The sequence below is a fragment of the Anaerotignum sp. genome, from assembly GCF_017483025.1.
GTDB lineage: Bacteria > Bacillota > Clostridia > Lachnospirales > Anaerotignaceae > Anaerotignum_A.
The window spans coordinates 1-18,649 of the sequence record NZ_JAFUMA010000058.1; the positions used below are offsets into that span (position 1 = coordinate 1).

An 18,649-nucleotide genomic window follows, 5' to 3' on the forward strand; every position below is an offset into this window, starting at 1 on the left:
GGCAAGGGCCAGCAGCAGAACAACCAGAAACAGGGTGGCAATCAGCAGCAGGGCAAAGGCCAGAATAAAGATAACAACAAGGGTAAAGATAAAAAGGGCAACAAAAACGGCCAGAAGGTAAAAGAAAACCCCATGGAACGCAGACGCCGTGAAATGGAAGAAGAAGCAGCTCTGCTGGCAGAACTGGAAGCTCTGGAAGCAGCAGAAAAAGCTGCAAATGCTGATCCCGAAATCAAATATATCCCCGAAAGCATCACAGTGAAAGATCTGGCAGAAGTGCTGGGTAAAAAAGGCTCTGATCTGGTAATGAACCTGATGAAAAAGGGCAAAATGCTGGCAATCAACGCAACGCTGGATTTCGATACAGCTGCAACGATCGCGGAAGAATATAACGTGATCCTGGAACTGGAAGAAGAAAAAGACATCATGGAAGAAGCTTTCGGTACAGAAGAGGAAGAAGACGAATCCAAACTGGAAGAAAGACCTCCTGTAGTCGTAGTAATGGGCCACGTTGACCATGGTAAAACATCCCTGCTGGATGCGATTCGTCATGCGAACGTAACAAAAGGTGAAGCAGGCGGTATCACACAGCACATCGGTGCTTACACAGTACAGATCGACGGCAAACCCATCACTTTCCTGGATACACCCGGTCACGAAGCTTTCACAGCAATGCGTATGCGTGGTGCACAGGTTACAGATATTGCGATCCTGGTAGTAGCTGCTGATGACGGTGTTATGCCTCAGACAATCGAAGCGATCAACCATGCGAAAGCGGCTGGTGTAGAAATCATCGTTGCCATCAACAAAATGGATAAACCCTCTGCAAACCCTGACAGAGTAAAACAGGAACTGACAGAATATGAACTGCTGGCAGAAGACTGGGGCGGTACAACCGTATGCGTACCCGTTTCCGCTCATACAAAAGAAGGCATCGACAACCTGCTGGAAATGATCATTCTGACAGCAGAAATGAAAGAATTGAAAGCAAACCCCAACAAAAAAGCAAGAGGCGCTATCATCGAAGCACAGCTGGATAAAGGCCGTGGTCCTGTTGCAACTGTACTGGTACAGAGCGGTACACTGCGCGTTGGTGACCCCGTTGTGGCTGGCCCTGCTTATGGTAAAATCAGAGCTATGACAGACGATAAGGGCAGAAGAGTAAAAGCAGCTGGCCCTTCCACACCCGTTGAAATCCTGGGTCTGTCTGAAGTTCCTGCAGCAGGCGACAGCTTCTATGTAGCGGCAAACGACAAACAGGCTAGACAGCTGGCAGAAAGCGTAATCGCAAAGAACAGAGAAACACTGATCAGCCAGACACCTCAGAAGGTATCCCTGGATGACCTGTTCAGCCAGATCCAGAGCGGTAACATGAAAGAATTGGGCATCGTCGTAAAAGCAGACGTACAGGGTTCCGTAGAAGCCGTTCGTCAGTCTCTGGAAAAACTGTCCAATGAAGAAGTACGCGTTCGTATCATCCACGGTGGTGTTGGTGCCATCACAGAAAGCGACGTTATGCTGGCTTCCGCTTCCAATGCCATCATCATCGGCTTCAATGTTCGTCCTGAACCCGCTGCAAAGGCATTCGCTGACGAAGAAAAGGTTGACGTTCGTCTGTACCGTGTTATCTATAATGCCATCGAAGATATCCAGGCTGCTATGAAGGGTATGCTGGATCCTGTTTACGAAGAAAAAGTTCTGGGCCATGCAGAAGTTCGTCAGACATTCAAAGCATCCGGCGTTGGTACGATCGCAGGCAGCTATGTAAAAGATGGTAAGATCGTACGTAACTGTCAGGTTCGTATTGTTCGTGACGGCATCGTTGTATACGAAGGCGATCTGGAAAGCCTGAAACGCTTCAAAGATGACGTAAAAGAAGTTGCAATGGGCTACGAATGTGGTCTGGTATTCAAGAAATTCAACGATGTGAAGGAAGGCGACTGGATCGAAGCCTTCACAATGGTAGAAGTACCTCGCTAATTTCAAGATAAAGGTGAAGGAATTATGAAAACAAACAACAGACTTTCCCGCATCAATGACGAGATCATGAAGGAACTGTCTCAGATCATCAGAGCAGAACTGAAAGATCCTCGCATTGGCGCGATGACAAGCGTGATCCGTGTGGAAACAACACAGGACCTGAAATACTGCAAGGTTTTTGTTTCCGTACTGGGTAACGAAACAGATAAAGAAAACGTAATGAAAGGGCTGCAGAACGCCGGTGGTTTTATTCGTCGTCTGATTGCCCAGAGAATCAATCTGCGCTATACACCTGAACTGAGATTCAAACTGGATGAATCCGCAGAATATGCCATCCATATGGATCAGCTGTTCAGCCAGATTGCAAAGGAAAAAGAAGAGAGAGATGCTGAATGATGAAAGCAAATGACTCTTTTGAAAAAATGATGGAATGGATCCTGTCAGCCAAAAGCATCGTGCTGGCAGGCCACCTCAATCCTGACGGCGATGCCATTGGTGCCTGTCTGGCACTGGGCGGTGCCCTGGAAAAAGCAGGCAAGAATGTAAAGGTCGTGCTGGAAAAATACGCGGATAAATACCACCTGATTCCCAATGGGCATCTGGTATGCGCGGCGGAAGAAACGGAAGTGCCTGAACTTTTCATCGCTCTGGATTGCGGCGACGAAGGCCGCCTGGGTGCAGCAGCGGAAGTGTTCCAGAAGGCAGCGAAGAAGATCAATATCGACCACCACGAAAGTAATGCTTATTTTGGTGAGCTGAACTATGTGGCGGCGGACGCTTCTTCCACCAGCGAGATCATTTTCAATCTGCTGAAAGACAGACTTCCCATCACAGCGGCAGAAGCGGCTGGTCTGTATGCAGGTCTGATTTACGATACAGGCGGTTTCCGTCATTCTTCCACATCCCCCGAAACTATGAAAATTGCAGGGGAACTGATGGCTTATGGTATTCCTTTCACAGATATTTACAACAGATTTTTCGATGCCCGCAGTTTTTCTGAACTGAAAATCATGGGCAGAGCACTGGATAATGCGGAACTTCTTTTCGGTGGTGATGTGGTTTGTTCCACCATCACAACTGCAGAAATTGAAGCATTACACGGCAGCAATAAGGAACTGGATGCCATTATCAATTACTTGAAAGGTGTTCTGGGGGCAAAGGTGGCTTGTTTCTTCTATGAAAAGACGGAAACAGACGTGAAGGGCAGTTTCCGCGGCAACGACGGCTACGACGTATGCGCGCTGGCGCAGAAATTCGGCGGCGGCGGTCATGTGAAGGCGGCAGGCTGCACTATTTCCGCGCCCATTGGGGAAGCCAAAGCTATGGTGCTGGCGGAAGTAGAAAAGATGCTGTAAGGGAGGGCTCCTTTTGGACGGTATTTTCAATATATACAAAGAAAAAGGGTTTACTTCCCATGACGTAGTCGCCATTGTGCGCAGGACTATCCACATGAAAAAAGTGGGGCATACGGGCACGCTGGATCCCGATGCAGAAGGCGTTCTGCCTGTCTGTGTAGGTAAGGCAACAAAGCTTTCAGATGTTATCATGGATGGCAGAAAAAGCTATCGTGCCATGCTGCGGCTGGGCGTCACCACAACGACCGAGGATGCTTCCGGCGAAGTGCTGGAAACGAAAGAAGTGGACTTCAACGAAGACAGAATTCGTGAAGTAGTGGCTTCTTTCATCGGCAAGCTGGAACAGGTTCCTCCTATGTATTCTGCAGTGAAGGTCAACGGGAAAAAACTTTACGAACTTGCCAGAGAAGGTAAGGAAATCGAGCGGAAATCTCGTACGATCGAGGTGTATGATATCCGTATCCGTCAGTTCCTGCCTCCTGACAAAGTAGAGATCGATGTGGATTGCTCCAAGGGCACATACATCCGTACTCTTTGCGCTGATATCGGTAAGGCTCTGGGCTGCGGCGGTCATATGGCGGAACTTTTGCGTACCAAAACAGGCACGTTCTCTCTGGAAAATGCCATCAAGCTGGATGAGATGAAAGCGCTGGCAGAACAGGGAAAGGCAGAAGAAGCACTGTTGACGATGGAAGATGCCCTGAAGGATTTCCCTGTGGTGAAGGTGGCGGAAAAATCCACAAAGCTGCTTTATAACGGCGGCAAAATTCAGGAGAAATATTTTACACAGAAACCTGCGTCCCTCAAGGTTGGCGAGATCGTAGCTGTATATGATTTCAAAGATAATCTTGTAGGGCTTTATGAAATAAAACAAGAAAACGAAAGTTTTTTAATTAAGCCATTTAAGATGCTAATCAAGGAGTAAAAAAATGGAACATATTACTGACACGCGAATCGAGCAGAGCCAGCCGACCGCCGTTACTTTGGGTAACTTTGACGGTCTGCACCTGGGGCATCGTTCGCTGATCAATCTGACAAAGCAGTTTGCGGAGGAGCAGGGCCTGAAAAGCGTCGTGTTCACATTCTCTCCCCATCCCATGCTTGTCTTTAAGAAGAAAGATGATTTTGCCCTGATCATGGACCCTTCTGAGAAGAAATTCCAGATGGAACAGATGGGCATTGATACTTATATCGAATATCCCTTCGATGCGGAATTTGCGGCAATGAGTCCCGAAGATTTTGCAGTTAAACTGATTTTTGAAAAACTGAACTGCCAGGTGCTGGTCGTTGGTGAGGATTATCACTTTGGCAAAGGCGCGGCAGGCAATTATGAAATGTTGAAGGAACTGGGCGCAGAACGTGGCATTATGGTCATTGGTGTGCCTAAAGTGCTGCATGGCGAGGAAAGAGTCAGCTCTTCCCGTATCCGTCAGTGCCTGATTGAAAAGGATCTGGAAGATGCAAACCAGATGCTGACAGTACCTTATTTCATTCTGGGTACGGTAAAAGAGGGCAAAAAACTGGGCAGAACCATTGGTTTCCCTACGGTGAATATCGAGGCACACCCTCTGAAGCTGTTCCCTCCCAATGGCGTTTATGCCACAAAAACACTGTATAAAGGCAAATACTATTACGGTGTGACAAATATCGGCAAAAACCCTACAGTAAACGGCACAGTGAAGATCGTAGAAACGTTCCTGCTGGATTTTAACCAGATGATCTACGGTGAACAGCTGCAGACCTTCTTCTATAAATTCCTGCGCTGCGAGCAGAAATTCCCCAGCGTGGACGAACTGCAGAGACAGATCGCCATCAATGCGGAACAGGCAAGGGAATATTTTGCGTCCGAGGAATATGAACACTGGAAAAGTGAACAGGAATAAGAAGGTGCCGAAATGAACGGTAACAGAAAAATTTGGGCGAACCTTGCCCTGCTGCTGACGGCGGCTATTTGGGGCAGCGGCTTCGTTTTTCAGAAATTTGCTACGGATGAACTGAGTACATCCTTCATCGTAGCGGCCCGTTTCACTGTGGCAGGCATCGTCATTGCCATTGCGGTGGCGAAAAAATGGAAACACATGAGCAAACGCTGTTTCATTGGCGGCTTCTGGGCAGGGGTGACGCTGGCGGTGGGGACGGCCTTTCAGACCGTTGCCATGAGCCTGGGGACAAGCCCCGGCAAGAGCGCCTTCCTGACGGCGTGCTATTGCGTTATGGTGCCCTTTATGTATTGGGGCGTGAAGAAGGAAAAACCGAAGAAGAACCACGTGCTTTCAGCTTTCCTTTGCGTATTCGGCATCGGGCTGATCTCTTTGACAGGGGGCGGCGGGCTGACATTAGGCGACATTGCCACGCTGGTATGCGGCGTTATCTTCGCGGCCAATATCATCGTCATTTCCCTCTATTCTCAGGGGAATGACCCCATGCTCTTTACGGCAGTGCAAATTTGTACGGCAGCTGTCTGCGGCTGGGTTTGCGTTCTTTTTGCAGGGGGCATGCCGGAAACAGTTTCCATGGGTGCCATGGGGAATATCCTGTATCTGGCGGTATTTTCCACCTGCGTTTCCCTGACGCTGCAGACCTTTGGCCTGAAATACACCAATGCGACAGTGGGAACAGTCCTTTTAAGTTTGGAGTCCGTATTTGGTGTCCTCTTTTCCATCCTGCTTTATGGGGAAAAGGTCACAGCCAGAATGGGCATCGGCTTCGCTGTGGTATTTGTGGCAGTACTGCTTTCGCAGATGGATTTTTCTTCTAAAAAAGAAGAAGAAACACAAAAAATCAGCGGTTGAAAAACGACCGTTTTTGAGAGAAAGACAAGTCTGGGGAAGCCTTGTTTTTTCGGGAAAACTTGGAGAATTTATTTACATTTTCCTTGCAAAGAAAGGGCTCCTGTGGTAATATAATAACGTTGTAAAACCGTGACTCAGTTTTCGGACACTCCGACCACTACTTAGTCTCTGGGGATACAGAAAAAAGAAAACATATATTTTCTAAGGAGGAAAACAACAATGGCAGCAACAATCAACAAACAGGAAATCATCGCAAAATACGGCAGAACACCTAACGATACAGGTTCTCCCGAAGTACAGATCGCTCTGCTGACAGCAAGAATCGTTCTGCTGACAGACCACCTGAAAATGCACAAAAAAGATCACCACTCCAGACGTGGTCTGCTGAAAATGGTTGGTCAGAGAAGAGGCCTGCTGAACTACCTGAAAGAAATCGATATCGAAAGATACCGTGCAATCGTAGCAGAACTGGGTCTGAGAAAGTAATTCACAGATGATACCAAAAGGGAGGATCCAATAAATCCTCCCTTCTTTACTATCAAAACAAAAACACTAGTAGGCGCACTATAGATTTCCAACTTTGTTCATAGGACAAGCTGTGGTCGAAGTTGAAGATCTATGGTGCAGAAAAACGACATTCAAGAAAAGGAGAATGAACATGTTTAGAAGCTATTCCATGGAACTGGCTGGCAGAACACTGACAGCAGAAATCGGCAGAGTGGCAGAACAGGCGAATGGCGCATGTCTGATGCGCTACGGCGACACAACAGTTCTGGTAACTGCAACAGCATCCGATAAGCCCAGAGATGGTATCGATTTCTTCCCTCTGAGCATCGATTACGAAGAAAGACTGTATTCCGTTGGTAAAATTCCCGGCGGTTTCATCAAAAGAGAAGGTCGTCCTTCCGAAAAGGCCATCCTGACAGCAAGATGTATCGACAGACCCCTGCGTCCTCTGTTTCCCAAGGATTACAGAAACGACGTAGCCATCGTTGCAACAGTAATGTCCGTAGATCAGGATTGCTCCCCCGAAGTGCTGGCTATGATCGGTGCTTCCCTGGCCCTGAATATCTCTGATATCCCCTTCACAGATCCCGTTTCTTCCGTAAGCATCGGTTACTGTGATGGTCAGCTGGTAGTAAACCCTACAGCAGAACAGAGAGAAACAACAAGACTGAACCTGACAGTATCTTCCAAAGAAGATAAGGTTATGATGATCGAAGCTGGTGCAGACGAAATCCCTGATGCACTGATGATGGAAGCGATCCACCTGGCATTCGATACAAACCTGCAGGTTGTAGAATTCATTAAAGAAATCACAGCAAAAGAAGGTAAAGAAAAAGCGCCTTACACAGAATATGTGATCCCCGAAGATGCTTACCAGCTGGTAACAGGCTTCATCACAGACGCAAGAATGGAAGATGCTGTATTTGCTGAACTGAAACAGGATAGAGACGCAAAGATCAAAGCAGTTACAGAAGAAGTAACAGAAGCTCTGACAGAACAGCTGACAGCAATGGTTGGCGAAGAAACAGATGTAAACGCTCTGATCGGCGACATCATTTATAAATTCCAGAAAATGACAGTTAGAAGAATGATCCTGAGAGACCACAAACGTCCCGACGGCCGTGGTATCGAAGAAATCAGAAAACTGTCTGCAGAAGTAGACGTACTGCCTCGCGTACATGGCTCCGCTCTGTTCTCCAGAGGCCAGACACAGGCCCTGACAGTAACAACATTGGGTGCCATCAGCGAAGGTCAGAGACTGGATGGTCTGGATGCAAACGAAACAGGAAAGAGATATATCCACCACTACAACTTCCCCGGTTTCTCTGTAGGTGAAGCAAAAACTTCCAGAGGCCCCGGCAGACGTGAAATCGGCCACGGCGCACTGGGCGAAAGAGCACTGCTGCCCGTAATCCCCAGCGAAGAAGAATTCCCTTACTCCATCCGTCTGGTTTCCGATATCCTGTCCTCCAACGGTTCCACATCTCAGGCTTCTATCTGCGGTTCCACACTGTCCCTGATGGCTGCAGGTGTTCCCATCAAACGCCCCGTTGCAGGTATCTCCGTTGGTCTGGTAACAGGCGACAGCGACGATGACTTCATCGAAATCACAGACATTCAGGGTGTAGAAGACTTCTTCGGCGATATGGACTTCAAAGTAGCTGGTACAAGCGAAGGTATCACAGCAATCCAGATGGATATGAAGATCCATGGCCTGACATTTGCTATGATCGAACAGGCTTTTGCACAGACAGGCAGAGCAAGAGATTATATCCTGAACGAAGTAATGTTGAAGGCAATTGCAGAACCCAGAAAAGAACTGTCTCCTTATGCACCTAAGATCGCTCAGATGCAGATCGATGTTGAAAAGATCGCAGAAGTGATCGGCGCGAGAGGTAAGGTTATCAAGAAGATCGTGGAAGAATCCGGCTGTGAAATCGATACAGAAGATGATGGCACAATCTACATCAAGGGTATCGATCCCGCTGGCATCCAGAGAGCGAAAGATATGATCACAGCGATCGTAAGCGATCCTGAACCCGGCACAATCTACCAGGGTACTATCACAAGACTGATGACATTCGGTGCGTTCTTTGAAATCGCTCCCGGAAAAGAAGGTCTGATCCACATCTCCAAAATCTCCAACAAACGTGTTGCGAAGGTAGAAGATGTTCTGGCAGTTGGCGATAAGGTAACTGCAAAACTGATGGAAATCGACAAACAGGGCAGACTGAACTTCTCCATGAAGGATGCAGTTGAAACTGAAGAAAACAAAGAAAAATAATTTTTAAAAAGCAGGCAGGGGCTGTTTGCAGGCGAGAGCCTGTAAAGGCGCCTGCCTTTCTTGTATAAAATTTTGGATTTATCCAATGATAAGAAACAGAAATCTGATTTAGGAGAGATGTTATGGTCGTAATCAGAACACTGGACAACGGCATAAAAGTGGCATTGGAATCCATTTCCTATGTGCGGAGCATTTCCTTCGGCATCTGGGTAAAGAATGGTTCCAGAAATGAACTGCCTCAGGAAAACGGTGTGTCTCACTATATCGAACACATGATGTTCAAGGGAACAGAAAACCGCACTGCGAGACAGATTGCTGAAGAAATGGATGCGTTAGGCGGGCAGATCAATGCCTATACCACAAAAGAATATACCTGCTATCACACCCGTGTGCTGGATAAGCACATTGACCGGGCACTGGATGTAATGAGCGATATGCTGCTGCATCCTTTGATTGCAGAGGAAGATGTACAGAAGGAGCGAAATGTCATTACAGAAGAAATTTATATGTATGACGATGCGCCGGAAGAACTGGTCCACGATGCCCTGCAGGATGCGATCTGGAGAGAAAGTTCTCTGGGCATGCCTATTTTGGGCACAGAAGAAACCATCAGTGCATTTGATTCCAAATTTATCCGTGCATATTATGAACGGAATTATCATCCCGATAATATCGTTCTTTCTGTGGCAGGTAATTTCGAAATCGAAGAAATGCTGGAAAAACTGAATGGCAAACTGGGCGGCTGGACGAGAGAACAGGCTTTTGAGCAGTATGATACAGAAGCCAGCTACCATATTTCCTGTGTGGAAAAGGAAAAGGATGTGGAACAGGTGCATACCTGTATCGCTTTTCCCGGTCTGGAACGGGAACATCCACAAAAGTACGCCATGGCGATTTTTAATACACTCTTCGGCGGTGGCATGAGTTCCCGTCTGTTCCAGAAAATCCGTGAGGAAAATGGTCTGACATATTCCATTTACAGCTATACTTCTGCCTTTGCAGATACAGGCATCTTCACCATCTGCGCCAGCATGAACCCCAATCAGGCGGAAAAGGTTTTCGAACTGATTGCGGAAGAAATTAAGGCGGTAAAAGCAGAGGCTTTCTCGGAGCAGCTTATTGAAGTGACGAAGGAACAGATGATCTCTAATTTCATCATCGGCACAGAAAGTACCTTGAATCGCATGACTTCCGCTGGTGCATCTCTGCTTCTGCGGGGCCGTGTGCAGGAAACAGAAGAAGTTATTGAAAAAATCGAAGCAGTAACGGCGGAAGATGTGCTGCAAATTGCCAGAGAAGTTCTGGATTTTGAGAAGATCAGTTATTCCGCCGTAGGTAATCTGAAGGGAAATGACTTCGACAAACTGGTGCAAAAAGTTTTTAAATAAAATTGGCACTCCTTAGAAATACTAAGAACACGGAATCATCCGATTATTTTTCTAAGGAGGCATTCATATGAGAATGACAAATATTCTTGCGCTGACATTAGTCATCATTGGCGCGCTGAACTGGGGCCTGATCGGCTTTTTTGGGTTCGATCTGGTGACGACACTGTTCCACGGCAGTATGTTCTGGGTAGCAAGAGTGATCTTCGGTCTGGTAGGCCTGTCCGGTCTCTGGTGCCTGACGATGTACCATTCCGTCGGGCAGGAAGAACAGATGCGTATGACGAAGCAATGAACACAAACGAAAGATAAGGGCGGGAAGCACCGCCCGCATACATATTATTGAAAAAAGAAGGGAGTGGGCGGAATGCGTTTTACAAAAATGCAGGGCTGCGGCAATGACTATATCTACATAAATTGTTTTGAAGAAAAGGTGGAAAACCCTGAAAAACTGGCTATTGCCATGAGCGAACGTCACTTTGGCGTAGGCTCCGACGGTCTGGTGCTGATCATGCCTTCCGAAACAGGAGATTTCCGTATGCGCATGTTCAATCTGGATGGTTCCGAAGGAAAAATGTGCGGCAATGCTTCCCGTTGTGTCGGTAAATATGTTTACGAAAGAGGTCTGACAGATAAGACCCTGGTAGCACTGGAAACATTGGGCGGCATGAAATACTTAGACCTGCATGTAAAAGATGGCATCGTGGAATCTGTTACTGTAGATATGGGCGAACCTGTTTTTGAAGCAGAGAAAATCCCTGTGGTAAGTGATAAAAATCCTGTCATCGGCGAAACAGTACAGATTTTGGATAAGGAATTTGCATTCACCTGCGTTTCCATGGGCAATCCCCATGCGATTACTTTTGTGGATAATGTAAAAGAATTCCCTCTGGAAACATATGGAAAGGTATGCGAATTCCATTCTATGTTCCCCGAAAGAGTGAATACAGAATTTGTAGAAATCGTAGATGAAAGCCATGTAAAAATGCGTGTTTGGGAACGCGGTAGCGGCGAAACATGGGCTTGCGGCACAGGCGCCAGCGCAACAGCAGTGGCTTGCTTCCTGAACGGCAAAACAGGCAGAACAGTAGATGTAGAATTGATCGGTGGCACACTGACCATCGAATGGAGAGAAGCGGATAACCATGTTTATATGACAGGCCCTGCGGCATTCTCCTTCGATGGCGTATGGCTGCAGGAGGTATAATAAATGGCAAAAGAATTACACGAACTGAATGAACTGCAGGAGCGTGTTATCCTGGTAGCTGTGGAGATGGACGAGAGAAACAGTCGTTCTGCTATGAGTACGGATGCCTGCCTGGATGAACTGGAAGAGCTGGTAAAAACAGCGGGCGCTGTGACAGTGGCCCGTTCCATTCAGAAGAGAGAACGCATCCACCCCGGTCATTATCTGGGCACTGGTAAGATCGAAGAACTGAAAACCATGGTGGCAGCTTATGATGCTACAGGTATTGTATGCGATGATGAACTTTCTCCTGCTCAGATGAAAAATCTGGAACAGATGTTGGGCACAAAGGTCATGGACAGAACCATGGTCATTCTGGATATCTTTGCGGCCCGTGCATTGTCCGGCGAAGGGAAGATTCAGGTGGAACTGGCCCAGCTGAAATACAGACTGTCCCGACTGGCGGGTATTGGTGCATCCATGTCCCGTTTGGGCGGTGGCATTGGTACCAGAGGTCCCGGTGAAACAAAGCTGGAAACAGACAGACGTTATATCAAGGATAGAATCGCGGAACTGAATAAGGATGCTCAGGAAATTCGTACGCATCGTGAATTGCTGCGTGCCCAGAGAAGCAAAAAGGGCACACCTGTCATTTCTCTGGTGGGCTATACAAACGCAGGCAAATCCACGATTTTGAACTATCTTTCCGATGCAGGTGTTCTGGCGGAAGATAAGCTGTTTGCGACACTGGATACAACCACAAGAAAGGTGGAACTGCCCGGTGGTTCTGAGGTTTTCCTGACAGATACCGTGGGTTTCATCCAGAAGCTGCCTCATCATCTGGTACAGGCATTCCGCGCGACGCTGGAAGAGCTGCAGTATGCAGATATCCTGCTGCATGTGGTGGATGCATCCAACCCCAACAGAGCGGAACATATGAAAGTAGTTTATGAGACACTGAAATCTCTGGGTTGTGAAAATACGCCTGTTATCACGGTATTCAACAAAATGGATAATGACGTAGAACTTCCCTTGCCCATGGATACCATGGCCAGGGACATTGTACAGGTTTCTGCGGCAAAGGGCAATGGTATGGATATCCTTCTGGAAAGGGTGGAAAAGCTGCTGCAGAGCTTCCGTAAATCCATGACAGCACTGGTACCTTATACAGAAGGCGGCCTGATTGGCTGGGTGCATGGCAGATGTGAGATCATCAAGGAAGAACATACCGGCGAAGGCGTACTGCTGGAGGTTTATGTGGATGAGGAATCCGCGAACAGATTGGCAAAGTACAAAGTAATCGAATAATAAATTATGAGCAAAAGGGGAAAACTTTTTTTACTTAGGAAAAGGTTTTCCTTTTTTATTTTCCCGCAAGGAGAGGTAAGCATGCTCATTGAATTAGCCAGTGCTCCTGCTGCAGCAGGATTATTTTTTCTATATATAAAAGATAAATACGAAAAAGAGCCGTGGAAAATGCTTTTTCTGGGGCTGCTCTTTGGCCTATACACAGCGGCGGTGGTCTATGCCTGCGGCACCTGGCTGGAGGTGCAGATGCCCCATGAGGAAACACCCCTTTATACGGCATTTTTCAGTTCTGCGGGGGTAGAAGAGACGATAAAATTTGCATTTCTCTTTTTGCTCATCTGGGGGAACCGAAATTTCAACGAGCCACTGGACGGTATTGTCTATGGCGTCTTTCTTTCCCTGGGCTTTGCCTGGGTGGAAAATATCATTTACGTGACCCATCCCGTTTTGGGCGGTTATGAAACGGCCCTGACGCGGGCGGTGCTTTCTGTACCAGGTCATGGGTTATTCGGGGTACAGATGGGATATTATTTAGCGCGGGCAAAATACAAAAAGGAAAAATTTCATCTTTTGCTGGCGTTTTTTGTGCCGTATCTTGCCCATGGTCTATATAATTTTTTTCTTTTGAAAAAAGACGGCATTTGCTGGCTGCTTTTTGCTGCTCTGGAGGTCTGGCTTTGGGTTTCCGGCCTCAGAAAAATCAAAGAACTGCAAAATATTTCTCCTTTTCGACAGAAAAAACTGGGGTAGGTTCAGACCCGCTGGGAGAATCTTTTTGGAAATACCTTGAAAAAGAAAAGAAAAAGAGATATACTATAGATAATGCGAAAACTGAATAGGCGGGAGGAAAAACGATGATAGAAGCAGTGAGCTGCGGCGGCGTCGTGATATACAAGTGGAAGATCCTTCTGCTGTATAAAAACCAGAATGGCAGATACATGGGCTGGGTCCTTCCTAAGGGGACAGTGGAAGAAGGCGAGACCTATCGGCAGACAGCTTTGCGGGAAGTGAAGGAAGAAAGCGGGGCCAACGGCGAGATCATCAAATACGTCGGTAAGACCCAGTATACCTTCAAAGGCAGCGAAGATACCGTAAACAAAACCGTTCACTGGTATCTGATGAGCGCCAATTCCTTCTACTGCAAACCCCAGAGCGAGGAATTTTTCGCCGATGCCGGTTTCTACAAGTTCCATGAGGCTTATCATCTGCTGAAATTCAACGATGAACGCCAGATCTTGAAAAAAGCATACTATGAATATAGTGAAATGCGCAAAAACAAAGAGTTTTTGAGAAAGAAATTCGGTGAGAGCAAATCATAAAAATCCAAAAGGAGAGATGCGATTATGAAAAAATATTTTGAAACAGCCCCCAACCTTGATGGCCTGAAAGAAAGAATCATCATTCTGAAAGACGGCGAAGACAAAAAGACTCTGATCGCTGTGATCGCGCTGGTTGCAGCTGTGCTGATCGCTGTAACAGTAGGCGTTGTTTATCTGCTGAAAACAAGAATGGATGACGAATACGAAGAAGAATGGGATTATGACTGGGATGATCTGGAAGACGAATTCTGCGAAGATGACGAATGCGAATGCTGCTGCACAGATAAAGACGTTGATGATTCTGTGAAAGTAGAACAGGCTTGATTTTTATTGCAAAAGAGAAAAAAAGAGGGCGGGGTATTTCCCGCTGAGCCCTCTTTTTTTACGGATACTGGGACGAAAAAGGAACTTGCGGGACAAATGATAGCCAAATAAGGTGTGTGATAATCATGGAATACAAATTACAACTGATCAAAAAAATCGCGCCGGATTTGACAGAAGAAATGGTGAAACGCTACCGTGTTTTAAAGACTGTCAGATTGCTGCAGCCCTGCGGAAGGCGCCTGGTGGTGCTTTCCCTTGGCATGACGGAAAGAACGGTACGCAGTGAAATTGAAAGACTGAGCGCGCAAAATCTGGTGCATGTTTCTAAGATCGGTATGAGTTTAACAGAGGAAGGCATGGAAGTGCTGGAAGGGCTGGAAGGCATCTTCTCTGCATTGACGGGCCTTTCCGTGCTGGAAGAAAAGCTGGCAGAAACGTTGGGTGCCCAGAAGGTATTCATTGCCCAGGGCGACAGCACAGACAGCGAACGTGCCCAGAAGGAAATGGGCCAGCTGGCAGCGAGAGTGCTTTTCGATAACACAACGAATGACCTGCGTATTGCTATCGCTGGCGGTTCTGCCATGGCGGAACTGGTGCAGGCGGTGCCGGAAGGATTGGATAACAAGGCGAAGATGGTACTTCCTGCCCGCGGCAGTATCGGCCGCAGATTGGAATTGCAGGCGGATACCCTGGCGGCAAAGCTGGCGGAAAAACTGCAGGCGGATTATCGTCTGCTGCATCTGCCCGATAATCTGAGCCCTCATGTGTTGGAGGAAATGAAGAAAGACCCTGATATTGCCGAAACCATCGGAGAAATGGAACAGGCAAATATCCTGCTTTTGGGTGTGGGTAATGCTCTTGAAATGGCGGAAAAACGCCATTTGGACGAAAATATCCGCAAACAGCTGGAAAAAGATAATGCCGTGGCAGAAGCATGTGGATATTATTTCAACGGGAAGGGAAAAGTGGTTTATGAGACCCGCTCCATCGGTATCGATTTCAATGACATTGACAAAATGGACTGCATCATTGTGGTTGCAGGCGGCAAGCAGAAGGCAGAAAGTTTGCTGGCTGTCAGCCACAGCATCCCCAATGGTATTTTTGTGACGGATGAGGGTGCAGCTTTGGAAATGTTGAGACTTGCGGGAAAGTAAATCTTATCGTATAATACTTTCCGGAGGGACGTTTTTTGTCCCATGTTTAGAATGCTATTATTTTGATAATAGAGTGATTTCTTGGGAAAACTCTTAGGTGTAAGGTTTTGGCCAAATTAGAAAGGAGAAATATAAATGCTGAATAAGAAAACAGTGGATGATCTGCAGGTAAAAGGAAAACGTGTATTGGTAAGATGCGACTTTAACGTGCCCCTGAAGGATGGCGTGATCACAGATGAAAACAGGATTACAGCGGCACTGCCTACCATCAAAAAACTGATCGGTGATGGTGCGAAGGTCATCCTTTGCTCTCATATGGGCAAACCCAAGGGCGAAGCAAAACCCGAACTCTCTCTGGCTCCTGTAGCAAAGAGACTTTCTGAACTGCTGGAAAAAGAAGTTGTTTTCGCGAAAGATGAAAACGTAGTTGGGGAAAATGCAAAGGCAGCTGTTGCTGCCATGAAAGACGGCGATGTTGTTCTGCTGGAAAACACTCGCTATAGAAAAGAAGAAACAAAGAACGAAGAAAACTACAGCAAGGAACTGGCTTCTCTGGCTGACGTATTTGTAAACGATGCTTTTGGCACAAGCCATAGAGCACACTGCTCCACAGTAGGTGTAACAGAATTTGTGGAAGAATCTGCAGTTGGTTATCTGATGGAAAAAGAGATCGAATTCCTGGGCAACGCTGTAAACAATCCTGAAAGACCTTTCGTAGCAATTCTGGGCGGTTCCAAGGTTTCCGATAAGATCAACGTGATCAATAATCTGCTGGAAAAAGTAGATACACTGATCATCGGCGGCGGTATGGCATACACATTTGCTGTGGCAAAGGGCGGCAAAGTAGGCAATTCCCTGTTGGAAGAAGATAAAGTGCCTTATGCTCTGGATATGATGAAAAAAGCAGAAGAAAAAGGCGTGAAATTCCTGACTCCTGTGGATACAGTTATCACACAGGAATTCAAGAACGACACAGAATATAAAACAGTGCCTACAGGCGAGATCCCTGACGGCTGGCAGGGTCTGGATATCGGCGAAGAAACAAGAAAACAGTTCGCTGATGCCATCAAAGGTGCAAAAACAGTTGTTTGGAATGGCCCCATGGGCGTTTTCGAGTTCGAAAACTTTGCAAAAGGTACAAAGGCTGTAGCAGAAGCTATGGCTGAGATCGATGCAACAACGATCATCGGCGGCGGCGACTCTGCGGCGGCAGTAAATCAGCTGGGCTATGGCGATAAGATGACACATATCTCCACAGGCGGCGGTGCTTCTCTGGAATTCCTGGAAGGCAAGGAACTGCCTGGTGTTGTTGCGGTGGATGATAAGTAACAATCGAAAGAACGGAAATAAAAATGGGGAGAAGGAAAATAGCGGTGGCTGTGTTTGCTTTGGTCTTTTCCCTCTTTTCCGGTTCTGTTGCTTATGCAGCAGAGGAGAAGAGTGCAGCAGAGCCCCGATATGTAAAAATTGCCGTGGAAGCTTCTGACCCGGAGAAACTGTATGGAGAATATATTCCTGTGCTGATGTATCATCATTTTGCTGCCCGGGATATGGGTAGCGGGAATGGCGTGGTAACAACGGCGGAGGAACTGGAAGACCATCTGCGGTATTTCAGATCTCAGGGATATAAGATCATCACGCTGGAAAAGCTGGACAGCCTGCTCAGAAAGGTGGAATATGATCACCGCCTGACGGGGAAAGGGCTTTCTTTGGGAGAGAAGTATCTCTGCATCACCATGGATGATGGGTATTACAGCAATTATGAATTGGGATATCCTTTGTTCCAGAAATATCGTATGCCCGCTTCTGTTTTTGCCGTGACGGATTACGTTACAGAGCAGATCGGTATCCGGAAATTCACCTGGAAACAGGCGGAAGAGATGGAAGATGGCGGCTGGATGAAGATCTATAGCCATACGGCGGATCATCAGCCTGTGGAGGAAGGAAAGGAAACAGAATTCCTTGCTTCCATGCAGAAAAGCGAAGCCACTCTGACGGATAATCGGGAAGGAAAGCATGTGAAAGCCATGGCCTATCCCAATGGGCGCTATACGGAGGAATCCCAGCGGCTTTTGGAAGAGGATGGCTATGTGCTGCAATTTACCATCGAAAATGGTGTGATCACAAGAGAAACGGCAAGAAATGCAATACCCCGCATTACCATTGAATCCGGCATGGATGGAGAAGATGTTGTGCGGAAAATAGAATTGGCTGCAGAGAAAACCTTTGCGGCGGAAAGAGAAGGTAACGAAATATGAGAAAGAAAATCATTGCGGGTAACTGGAAAATGAACAAGACACCCAAGGAAGCAGCTGAGTTTTGCCGACTGATGAAAGAAAAAGCAGCTTCCAAGGATGCCGAAGTGGTATTCTGTGTGCCCTTCGTTGATCTGTACCCTGTTCTGGAAGAACTGAAGGGCACAGGTATCGGCGTTGGCGCAGAAAATATGCACTTCGAAGAAAGCGGCGCTTACACAGGCGAAATTTCTGCACCCATGCTGAAGGAAATGGGTGTAGGATATGTAGTTCTGGGTCATTCTGAACGCCGTCAGTATTTTGGGGAAACAGATGAATCTGTGAACAAAAAAGTGAAAAAAGCCCTGGAAGCAGGCATCGTGCCTATCATGTGCTGCGGCGAAACACTGGAACAGCGTGAAGCAGGCATCACTATCGAATGGGTTCGCATCCAGATCAAATGTGGTCTGGCAGGTGTTTCTGCGGAAGATGTAAAGAAGGTCGTTATTGCTTACGAACCCATCTGGGCCATCGGCACAGGCAAAACAGCCACATCCGAACAGGCGCAGGAAGTTTGCCATGCCATTCGTGAAGTGCTGGCGGAAGTATACGGCAAGGAAGTTGCCGATGCAGTACGCATCCAGTACGGCGGCAGTGTAAACGGCAAAAATGCCGCAGAACTGTTTGCTATGGAAGATATCGATGGCGGTCTGGTTGGCGGCGCAAGTTTAAAAGAAGAATTTGCTTCTATCGTGCATTACAATAAATAATGAAAGCTTTCTGAATGGAGGCGAGAATCAAATAATGAATAAAAAAACAAC

Annotated in this window: 19 protein-coding genes; all 19 read left to right on the forward strand. The window is 47.1% G+C overall.

The window, feature by feature from the left end:
• The coding region (gene infB / locus IJ369_RS04790) for a translation initiation factor IF-2 (protein ID WP_290716628.1) at positions 1-1,980 on the forward strand (1,980 nt) is incomplete at its 5' end.
• A 24-nt stretch (positions 1,981-2,004) separates the two neighbouring features.
• Positions 2,005-2,376, forward strand: a complete 372-nt coding sequence (rbfA, locus tag IJ369_RS04795; RefSeq protein ID WP_290716630.1) for a 30S ribosome-binding factor RbfA — start codon at positions 2,005-2,007, stop codon at positions 2,374-2,376.
• A complete protein-coding gene (locus IJ369_RS04800; protein ID WP_290716632.1) occupies positions 2,373-3,335 on the forward strand; it encodes a DHH family phosphoesterase in 963 nt (320 codons plus the stop codon). The genes rbfA and IJ369_RS04800 overlap by 4 nt, the downstream gene beginning before the upstream one ends.
• A 13-nt stretch (positions 3,336-3,348) precedes the next feature.
• Positions 3,349-4,260: a tRNA pseudouridine(55) synthase TruB gene (truB, locus tag IJ369_RS04805; protein ID WP_290716634.1), complete on the forward strand. Its 912-nt coding sequence runs from the start codon at positions 3,349-3,351 to the stop codon at positions 4,258-4,260.
• A 4-nt stretch (positions 4,261-4,264) separates the two neighbouring features.
• Positions 4,265-5,218 carry a bifunctional riboflavin kinase/FAD synthetase gene (locus IJ369_RS04810; protein WP_290716636.1) on the forward strand — a complete coding sequence of 318 codons (954 nt, stop codon included), beginning with the start codon at positions 4,265-4,267 and terminating at the stop codon, positions 5,216-5,218.
• 12 nt (positions 5,219-5,230) lie between these two features.
• A complete protein-coding gene (locus tag IJ369_RS04815; RefSeq protein ID WP_290716638.1) occupies positions 5,231-6,127 on the forward strand; it encodes a DMT family transporter in 897 nt (298 codons plus the stop codon).
• A 219-nt stretch (positions 6,128-6,346) separates the two neighbouring features.
• Positions 6,347-6,613 (forward strand): 30S ribosomal protein S15, encoded by a 267-nt coding sequence (gene rpsO, locus IJ369_RS04820; protein WP_290716641.1) that lies wholly within the window; start codon positions 6,347-6,349, stop codon positions 6,611-6,613.
• A gap of 172 nt (positions 6,614-6,785) precedes the next feature.
• Complete coding sequence (locus tag IJ369_RS04825) at positions 6,786-8,918, forward strand: polyribonucleotide nucleotidyltransferase (RefSeq protein ID WP_290716643.1); 2,133 nt, start codon at positions 6,786-6,788, stop codon at positions 8,916-8,918.
• 122 nt (positions 8,919-9,040) lie between these two features.
• Entirely contained in the window at positions 9,041-10,306 is a 1,266-nt protein-coding gene (locus IJ369_RS04830; RefSeq protein ID WP_290716646.1) for a M16 family metallopeptidase, read from the forward strand.
• Positions 10,307-10,373: 67 nt separating this feature from the next.
• Positions 10,374-10,598: a DUF378 domain-containing protein gene (locus tag IJ369_RS04835; RefSeq protein WP_290716648.1), complete on the forward strand. Its 225-nt coding sequence runs from the start codon at positions 10,374-10,376 to the stop codon at positions 10,596-10,598.
• Positions 10,599-10,670: 72 nt separating this feature from the next.
• On the forward strand, positions 10,671-11,510 hold the full coding sequence (gene dapF, locus IJ369_RS04840; protein ID WP_290716649.1) for a diaminopimelate epimerase: 840 nt from the start codon (positions 10,671-10,673) through the stop codon (positions 11,508-11,510).
• A 3-nt stretch (positions 11,511-11,513) separates the two neighbouring features.
• Positions 11,514-12,797 carry a GTPase HflX gene (gene hflX, locus IJ369_RS04845; RefSeq protein WP_290716652.1) on the forward strand — a complete coding sequence of 428 codons (1,284 nt, stop codon included), beginning with the start codon at positions 11,514-11,516 and terminating at the stop codon, positions 12,795-12,797.
• A gap of 81 nt (positions 12,798-12,878) precedes the next feature.
• The gene (locus IJ369_RS04850; protein ID WP_290716655.1) at positions 12,879-13,547 is read left to right on the forward strand and encodes a PrsW family glutamic-type intramembrane protease; all 669 of its coding nucleotides are present in this window, start codon (positions 12,879-12,881) and stop codon (positions 13,545-13,547) included.
• Between the two features lie 104 nt (positions 13,548-13,651).
• Complete coding sequence (locus tag IJ369_RS04855; protein WP_290716657.1) at positions 13,652-14,116, forward strand: NUDIX hydrolase; 465 nt, start codon at positions 13,652-13,654, stop codon at positions 14,114-14,116.
• A 24-nt stretch (positions 14,117-14,140) separates the two neighbouring features.
• Positions 14,141-14,440: a hypothetical protein gene (locus IJ369_RS04860; RefSeq protein WP_290716659.1), complete on the forward strand. Its 300-nt coding sequence runs from the start codon at positions 14,141-14,143 to the stop codon at positions 14,438-14,440.
• 125 nt (positions 14,441-14,565) lie between these two features.
• Positions 14,566-15,594 (forward strand): sugar-binding transcriptional regulator, encoded by a 1,029-nt coding sequence (locus IJ369_RS04865; RefSeq protein ID WP_290716661.1) that lies wholly within the window; start codon positions 14,566-14,568, stop codon positions 15,592-15,594.
• A gap of 135 nt (positions 15,595-15,729) precedes the next feature.
• Entirely contained in the window at positions 15,730-16,923 is a 1,194-nt protein-coding gene (locus IJ369_RS04870; RefSeq protein WP_290716664.1) for a phosphoglycerate kinase, read from the forward strand.
• Between the two features lie 44 nt (positions 16,924-16,967).
• Positions 16,968-17,852 (forward strand): polysaccharide deacetylase family protein, encoded by an 885-nt coding sequence (locus tag IJ369_RS04875; RefSeq protein ID WP_290716667.1) that lies wholly within the window; start codon positions 16,968-16,970, stop codon positions 17,850-17,852.
• Complete coding sequence (gene tpiA / locus IJ369_RS04880; RefSeq protein ID WP_290716669.1) at positions 17,849-18,598, forward strand: triose-phosphate isomerase; 750 nt, start codon at positions 17,849-17,851, stop codon at positions 18,596-18,598. The genes IJ369_RS04875 and tpiA overlap by 4 nt, the downstream gene beginning before the upstream one ends.
• Positions 18,599-18,649: the final 51 nt, after the last annotated feature.